Genomic DNA, 8,477 nt, shown 5'->3' on the forward strand with positions numbered 1-8,477 from the left:
AGCACGATGCGCAGCGTGCGCACCATCCACGGCGACGCGATCACAAGGCGCACGGTCTGCTCCGGCTGCACCGGACCACTCCAGCTCAATTGATAGCGCCGGCCGAGCTGCCAGCCTGGTTCGCCGGCGCCGGTCTGCACGACGGTGGATACACTGTAGTGGCCGATCTGGTCGCGACGCACGGCCGGATTCGTGGCCGCGTCAGATTCCAGCTTTTGTTCTCCGACGCTGTTTTTGGATGATCGATGCCGAAACAATCCCGGTTTGACGGCTCCGCCCTGCGCTTCGATCGCCGGCGCGGGAGGAGGAGGAGGCGACATCGGAGCCGAAGCGGATTCTTCGGGCTGCGGCGTCTGCACGATGTCGCTGTCCAGCGCATCCGCCATCGAACCGGCGAGCTCTTTCTTCGCCCCGAAATCGAGATCGAGCGCCCCCCCGCCATCGTTCTCCAGCTGCGGATGCAACGCGTAGCGCACCTGATCTGCGACGAATGGAAGCGCGAGGAGGACGAGGAGCGCGAGTGCCGCGCGACGCAACCACTCCGTCGCGCGCGACAGCCGACCCTCGGGTAGTGCGCGCGCAATCAGCGCGATCGCAATCGCTGCGAGCAGGCTCCAGAACGGCGATCCACGTTCCTGATGCGCGAGCGCGAGATAGACCAGGACCGCCAACGCACCCAGTGGGCCGAACAAGCGCCATGCAAGCAACAGCACGACCGCACAGATGAACACGCCGAACAGGTTCCAGCTGGAGATCCAGCTGCCGGCGGCCTGATCGGCGCCGGGCGCCGCTAGGAGCTGATACCCGTTGGGCAGGTGGAGCGTGGTGTCCACGCGGTCGAAGGTGTCTTGCCAACCGACGATGGGCATCGAGGCGCCCGCTGTTTCGACGCGAAGGCCGGCGGCGAGATCGACCAGCGGCGTGCGCCATTCGACACCACTGAGCTGTGCTTGCGCGCCGTGCGTCACGAGCAGCGCTTCATCGGGTCTCCCGTTGCGGCCGACGCCGATCGCATCGGCGCGTTCGACGGCGAACGGCAACGCGGCATCGAGGCGCCATCCTTGCAGCATCTCTCCGCTGACATGGTCTCGCGCGAACCAGCCGCGGCCGTCGAAGTCGAGCCACATCTGTCGTGACAACGACAGTCGGTTGCGCTGGTCCGACGCAGCGCCGCGCGACCGTTCGTCGATGGTCAGCGTGGCGCCGTCGGCGAGCGCAAATGCGGGATACGCGGCCCAGTCACCGGGCACGCCGGCTTCGTTTGGATCGACCTGCACCGCGCCGGTTGCCGAGGTGATGCGCAAACGGGGTGCCGTGGCGTAGCTCCAGATTTCCTGGATGGGCCACGGTGAGGCGGCAAGTTTTGCAGTGACAGTGGTCAACGGTGCGTCGGCACGCGCGTCGAGCACCAGCGTGTTGTCGCCTGGTTGCACGCGCACGCGCAGGCGTCCATCCGCATCCAGTCGCGCCGGCCACACACTGTCGAGCGCCAGCGGAACGAAACCCGCGGGCAGCACGGGTCCGATGATTTCCTCGCGCGCCTGACCGGAGACGTGCAGCGCGATCAACGTGTGAAGCAACGCGGGAACGCCATCGTCGAGACGGCGATGCACGCGCAGCTCGATGCTGTCGGCCTCGGGCGCGGTTGCTGCCGCACGTCCCAACGTCAGTTCGTCGCCATCGCGCTGCACCGGCACCACCGGCTTGCCATCGACGCTGAGGGCAACGAGCCCGACTGTGCCCGGCACCCGCAAGGTCTGGGGCCGGTCTTGCCAGACGAGGCGTGCGCGGACCTCGTGGTTGCCGGCAACAAGACGCAGGCTTGGACCGCCGTGATCCACCACCGGTGCCGGTTGTCCGTCGACGCTCACTTGCTGCGGCCAATGGTCCGTATCTCCCGGAAGCGCCACCCACGCGTCGGTCTCGACGTGCCAGCGCTGGCTGATGTTCGCGCCCGTCGCATCGGTGGCGAGGTTCAACGTGCCGGGCCACGCGCACATGAATTCCGCTTCGGAGGCGCCGGTGCGTCCGGCAATCAGCGGGCAAGCGCGATAGTCGAGGTTGTGCAACACCCAGCCACGCCACGCATCGAGCGTCGGTGGAATCGGCGACTGCGCATGCGCACTCTCGACGATCAACAGGCAGGCGAGCCACAGGAAACGAACGACACATTGGCGCATGGAAACCCTCTCCCGGAAAAACCATGGTGGTGCAACGGCGCGATGGGCGCGCCGGGGTTTGCAGCCGCGCGATTTCCCCAATCGCACGCGTACTGCCGTGCAACTCAGGCCGTCAGCAGATGCCAGACCTGTGCCATACCCGCGAGCAGGAAGCCGATCAGGAAGGACAGATAGCTGTAGCGGAGATACCGGTACTTTCGATGCGCGAGATACCAGCCAAGCGAATACAGGTCGTTCGCCATTGTCGCGTAGACCGAACCATCGGGTTTCATCGCACGCGTCACTTCTTCGAGGAAGCGCTCACGCGGCAGTTCTGCAAAGTGTCCGAAGAACATCAGGTTGAACCCGGCAGGAAGGTGATCGCCGGTCACCTTGATCGCGCGGTATTTCGGAAGCACGGCGAGAATCGCGAGCAACAATGCGATCAGCGTGAACACCGTGAGGGTCAGAAACGCCACGCGCAGCGACGGGTCATTCATTCGACCGAGCGTCATCGTGAGCACGATCGACGACACCGTGATCAGGATATTCGCTTTCAGATCCGCCATGCTCGACAGCGCAACATGATGCTGCTGCGCCGTGCGCAACAGCACATCCCCCGTGTTGCGCTCGGGAATGCGCGAGAACGGATCGACCGCGGGGTGTTCGTCCATGGGTATTGCCGTCATCGCTCAGATGCCCGGCATCTTAGCAAGGTGGCCTGGCGTCAATGGCAACCTCGTAGGCCGGACGCGCATTCTGCGGCCGGCGCTCCTCGCTTCGAATGAACAGCCGCCGGCCGACCTGCGGTCGTCCAGCCTATGAACGCATGGCACACGTCAGCGCAGTGCGTGCTCGCTATCGCCCGTTGAGGGCTGTCTCTCGGCCCATGCCTTCAACGCGGCAGTCCCCTCCTTTTCGCGCAGGCCTCCGCATTGACGGATGCGTTCGACTGTCTGGCCAAGGCCGCGGCCACCGCCGATCAGGTCTTTGAGGCGCGGCTCGAAGAAGTGGACGAGTTCGTCCGCCGCGGCATTGCTGCAACGTCCGTCGGCGACGGTCTTCGGCAAATACGCCTGGGCGAACGCGGGCACTCGCACGCGATACGCATCGAAGTGCGCCTGCAACCAGGTCCACATGGCGGAACGGTTCTCCGGTTGCTCGACCTGCGCGTCGTAGAGGCGCGCCATCTCGCCAATCTGCACCGCGGGCGTCAGGCCAAAGTTGCGCGCGCGTTCGGCGAGCGCCGCATCGCGCGTCGCGCCAAGCGCGCCGAGCAGCGCATAGCGTTGCGTGGTGTCGTGATTGCGCGCGAGTTCGGCCAGCACCGCATCGAACGCGGCGACACCGCCATCCTGCACGGTTACCTGCAGCGCGGTGGTTCGCAGATCCGCGTCGGTGAGCGACAGATCCACCTTGCCGCTTCCGTCGAGACCCAGCGCTGCCCTTCCCTGCCTGGCCAGTTCCGCGCGTACCTGTGCATCGCGCACGACGATCGCGAGGAAATCCGCCAGGCGGGTACGCAACGCAGTCGCGGTGCCCGCCTCGCCGTCCTTTCGTCGATAGCCAAGCTCTGCCAGTCGCGGTGCGTAGAGGCGCGATGCATACGCATCCAGCAGCGTTCGTGTGGCTGAATCGGACAGGTATTCGCGGATCCATTCGAAGGACTCGACCAGCGCGGTCGACACTTGCGGCATCGGTGAAGAAGCCAGCGCCGGCATCGCGTCGAGGACGGCCGCGGGTCCGAGCGTGCCGCGATTGAACGCACTGGCGATGGCATCGGCATACACCAGTTGTTCGGGTTCGCTCAGTGTTCCCGCAACTGCACCCAGCCGGGCAAGATCCGCGGCAGTCATGTCGAAACGGTAATAGCCACGCGCGTCGGCGTTCGGCAGGAACCAGTCTGCACACTGGCCGGCGACGTCGAACGTCTGCTTCTCCTTTTCCAGGAGAAAACACTGCGTGTCCGACGTCGCGCCGTGACCGAAGCGGGTGCACACCGGAATGCCCCAGCGCGGCGTTTCCTTCGCAAACACACCGAACGGCAGGTAGCGCAACTGCGCGAGCGTCAGCGTAGCCTTGCCGTTCTTGCAGGCCTGCTCAGCCTGCACCAGCGGGACACCAGGCTGATCGAGGAAGCTGCGCATCGCTTTCGCAAACGTCTCACCCTTGCCGCTGGTTTCGGCCAGTGTCGCGATCAGATCGTCGGAGCTGCCGCTGCCAAATGCATGGCGCGCGAGATAGGCTCGCATGCCCTTGCGGAAGGTCTCCTCGCCGACCCACGCCTCGAACATGCCAAGCACCGCGGCACCCTTCTGGTACGTGATGCCGTCGAACGCGGTCACGATGTCTCCCTTGCCGAGAATCGGCTGGCGGATCTTGCGCGTGCTGAGCAGACTGTCGCTGCCCATCGCCTCGAGCCGCGCTTCGAGACGTTCGAGCGGCGCGTGGTACTCGGGCCGCAGCGCGGTGGTCGCTTTCGACTGCGCCCACGTCGCATACGCTTCGTTGAGCCAGATGTCGTCCCACCATGGCACGGTCACCAGATCGCCGTACCACTGATGCGCAATCTCGTGCGCCTCGATGTTGAACACGCGTCGATAGCGATCGGCGGCCGCGTGCGCGTCGATCAACAGATAGGCGTCGCGGTAAATGATCAAGCCCGCGTTCTCCATCGCACCCGCGGCGAAATCCGGCGCGCCGAGCACGTCGAGCTTGTCGAACGGATACGGTTGCTGGGTGTACTCCTCGAAGAACGTCACGATCGACGGCGCGACTTCAAGAGCCCACGCGAGCTGCTTTGCGGTTCCACGCGGACCGATGCCGCGCAGCGGCACCGCCGTCTTCCTTACCGCATTCGGTGCAATGGCCGGCGCGTCGACGACCTCCCACGGCCCGACTGCAAATGCAACGAGATAGGTGGGCAACGGTTTTGTCGTCGCAAACGTCAGGGTCTTCCATCGGTCATCCTTCGACACCTCCTCGCGCAGTTGACGCGTGTTCGACACGGCCACGTCGCCTTTCGGGACGGTCAGCACGATGTCGAACGGTGTCTTGAACCGCGGCTCGTCGAATCCGGGAAATGCAAAACGCGCGCTGGCCGGCTCCATCTGGCTCACCGCATAGCTGTCGTCGCCGACCTTCACCTTGTAGAGGCCTTCCAGTTGTGCGTTGAACGGCGCCGTGTAGGCGAGCACCAGCTCGACCTCCTGCGCTTGCAGCGTGCGCGCAAATGCGAGCTTGAGCAGCGCCGCATCGGGCACCGCGGTCGCCTGCACCGGGGTCGCGTTGCCGGCCGCATCGATCACGCGCGCTGCGGTCACCGTGAGCGATTTCGCATGGATCCAGACGTGATCCATCGGGCGCGACAACACCACCCGGATACGCGTCTCGCCTTCGAATCGATCGAGGCGCGGATCGATGGTCAGGTGCAACGCGTAGTGTTGCGGGCTCGCATCGGTCGGAAGTTTCCCGGTCGGAGGAGCCTCGACGATCGATGTGGCGATCGCGACGACCGGGCATGCAACGAGAAGAAGCAGCAGCGCAACGCGGAGAACAGCAGACATTGGAGCACTCGCCCTGGACAAGGAGCGAAGCTGACCACGCCAGCGCCAGGCGGGCAATGGGCTTTCGTCATGGGTCGGAGCAGGTCCGGGATCCGGCTGACGCAACTGGGCGCCGATGCATCGACTGAAGGCTGCGGCTGTGAAGTTGCCCGGCAACGGATGCGGCGCCCGCACGCCAGCCAACTGTCCCCGAATCAGTCAGAGCGGCTTGCCGCGAACGAGCTCCTCCGTTTCCCACGCGGAGCAGAACGCGCATCGCAGCGAGTGGCCTCCCGAAAACAGCGTGACCTGGAGCAGGCGATACGCACCGCACGTCGCACAGTGGGCGGTGGCACCATCGATCTGTCCGTGGTCGGTGCGGACGAACTCCACCTCGTCGAACATGCGATGGCGCGGAACGCGGAATCGGACCACGCGCCCGTCCGGTAGGCGGACGCCGCCCGACACGTCCATCGCTCGCGCCACCGGCAACTCGAACACTGTCGCGCAGACCGATGTGTCCTCCAGCGGTCGCCACGACTCGTCTTCGAAGATCTCGAGCGGATGCCGCGTCTGGAACATGCGCCTCGCTTCGTCGGCCAGGTTGTGATCCATGGGGGAGCACTCGTGCGATATTCTGCAAAACTATACCGAGATCCCGGGCCCCGACGACATGGGCAAAATGTACCGGATTCACTCGAAAATCCTCGCGCAGACAAGGACGACCGGCGTTTCACTCCGCTCACGACGGACCGCTGAGCCACCACGCTGCGCGCATCCGGCAGATCGCATGTTGCGCACGCGGTGGCATCTCGACTTGGCTAGTGCTTGCACCCGTTGGCGGCGAGCAGTTTGTTCAACTCGTCGGTACCCGGCCCGTCATTGCGATGTTCGGGACTGCCGACCTGCGCAATGAGCTGCTCGCACAGCGCACTCTGCGAGGAGGATGCCGGTGGAATCTCCAGAGTTTGCGTCGACGCAGTGGAAGCAGTCGCTGGCGCAGCTTCGGGAGCGGACGCTTCGCCCGCCGCCGGTAAAGCACGTGCTGAGGCCGCCGGACACGGTGTCGATTGAAGCCACATGGTTTGGCCGTCCGAGCATTTGTACCCGGCCGGAAGACTCGCGCTTTCCGCGGCGACCGGTGGGTGGGCTGGATCCACCGGTTGTTCGACGGGCATCAGCGACGACTCCGCCGACGGTGAACCGGGCGGCGGCAAGGCGGGCATGGCGGGCTCTCCGCTCGCATCCGACGAAACGACATTGGCAAAACTCGGAGCGGCCTCACCCGGATCCGGTGTCGTCGGCGACGGAAGCGGCGGTTCCGGTTCCGGCTCGTACGTCGCGTAACGCTCCGTGTCCGTGTGCTCCGGGCACTTGATGTTGGTGAAGGTGATGTCGCCTTTGGGTCCCTTGCACTTGTAGACCTCGCCGGCCGCCACCGGGACAGCCGCGAACGCCGCCAGCAGGATCACGCTTCTCATCGGTGCTCTCCTCTCCGGCTTCGGCAAAACGGCCCGGTCGTCGTCGGCCGCGATGGTCGTGCGGAAAATGATACGGGCAAGAGACGCGCAGAAACCGTCGGGGCGATGGATCGGGGCGATGCTGCCTCTTGCGCTTGCCGCGTCACGGGATCGTCGCGACGATGAGCATCGACGCATCCTGCGGCCGTTCGCGCAATCCGCGGTGCTCTGCCGCCATCCGTGCCTGGGGACGCATGCGGATGCCATCGGGGACGCGCGATCAGGGAATCACGCCGCGACCGGAAACCGTGCCATCCGCAAGGTCAGGCACGCAATCGGACTCCGCATCGGCTGCGTCACCCATCCATGCAAATCTCGGCTGAAGGCGCCCCGCATGGTCCACCTGTTCGAAGAACATGGCCCAGGGACGAATCCACAAGCCGCTGTCGTTGTAGAGAGGCCGGTATAGGACGACGGGTTCGAGCGACTCGCTGTGTCTCGCGACACCGATCACCTCGTAGTCGCCACCCTTGTAGTGGCGATAGCGTCCGGCACTCACCTCAGGCAGCGCTGGCAGATCGGTTCCTGACGCGCGCTGCGATGACGCGCGGAACTGCGACGACGAGCTTGCTGCATCGCTCACTGGGCACCTCTCGCTGGACAACGGGTCGAAGCGAAGCGGCCTGCATCGCTCCGCACGGGCCGTCCTAAAAAACCATCACGTGGTCGACCAGGGTCTGGTCGCCCCGTTGAACGAGAACGATCTCGGCGACATAGTCGCCGGGTGCCTTCGTGAACGTCTGTCGCCAGACCACCGCGACTGACGCCGGTCGCCTGAACGCCGCGACAAACGTGCGTTCCGCGAAGTCACCTTGCGTCTGCTGATACTGCCTGCAAATGCATTCGAATGCGCTGCTCGAGAGGACGCTTCGAGCGCGTTCGGTGAAATCGCGCGTGTGCCGGTGGTAATCGATCGCGGTCGACGCGCGCATCAGGTTGTCCATGATCGGATCCGCCACCGCACGAATCTCGTCGTCCGATTTGAGTGCAAGCTCCATCGTGCCTCCATCGCAGCGCGATCACGCTGGTCCAACAATCGCGGCGCGGATTCGACGGCTCGTCCGGTGCGCCCTCATGCTTCTACCCGACGCGGTCGACAAGCACCGGGTGATGAGCGGTGCGCACCAATCCTTTCGGGTTGTTCGGCGATCCAGCATACGACGGAACAGCGTCATTTGCTCCACCACGGCGAGAAGAACAGCGCAACGTTGATCGCGAATCCGATATTCCAGATCGCGGTGCGCGTCCACGCT

At 64.9% G+C, this 8,477-nt stretch carries 6 protein-coding genes and 1 pseudogene; all 7 read right to left on the reverse strand.

Annotated features, from left to right (window positions below):
* A pseudogene (locus ABIV12_RS03225) lies at nucleotides 1-2,180 on the reverse strand (hypothetical protein); the annotation flags it as partial.
* A 104-nt stretch (nucleotides 2,181-2,284) separates the two neighbouring features.
* On the reverse strand, nucleotides 2,285-2,833 hold the full coding sequence (locus ABIV12_RS03230) for a Pycsar system effector family protein (RefSeq protein ID WP_348056167.1): 549 nt from the start codon (nucleotides 2,831-2,833) through the stop codon (nucleotides 2,285-2,287).
* Between the two features lie 165 nt (nucleotides 2,834-2,998).
* Complete coding sequence (locus tag ABIV12_RS03235) at nucleotides 2,999-5,725, reverse strand: M1 family metallopeptidase (RefSeq protein ID WP_348056169.1); 2,727 nt, start codon at nucleotides 5,723-5,725, stop codon at nucleotides 2,999-3,001.
* A gap of 198 nt (nucleotides 5,726-5,923) precedes the next feature.
* On the reverse strand, nucleotides 5,924-6,319 hold the full coding sequence (locus ABIV12_RS03240) for a hypothetical protein (protein WP_348056171.1): 396 nt from the start codon (nucleotides 6,317-6,319) through the stop codon (nucleotides 5,924-5,926).
* A 206-nt stretch (nucleotides 6,320-6,525) separates the two neighbouring features.
* Nucleotides 6,526-7,185, reverse strand: a complete 660-nt coding sequence (locus ABIV12_RS03245) for a DUF4124 domain-containing protein (RefSeq protein WP_348056173.1) — start codon at nucleotides 7,183-7,185, stop codon at nucleotides 6,526-6,528.
* A 259-nt stretch (nucleotides 7,186-7,444) separates the two neighbouring features.
* Nucleotides 7,445-7,807, reverse strand: a complete 363-nt coding sequence (locus tag ABIV12_RS03250; protein ID WP_348056175.1) for a DUF1653 domain-containing protein — start codon at nucleotides 7,805-7,807, stop codon at nucleotides 7,445-7,447.
* Between the two features lie 64 nt (nucleotides 7,808-7,871).
* Nucleotides 7,872-8,222, reverse strand: coding sequence for a hypothetical protein (locus ABIV12_RS03255; RefSeq protein ID WP_348056177.1), 351 nt, complete (start codon nucleotides 8,220-8,222; stop codon nucleotides 7,872-7,874).
* Nucleotides 8,223-8,477 lie beyond the last annotated feature (255 nt).

The organism is Dokdonella sp., from assembly GCF_039926425.1.
Lineage (GTDB): Bacteria > Pseudomonadota > Gammaproteobacteria > Xanthomonadales > Rhodanobacteraceae > Dokdonella_A.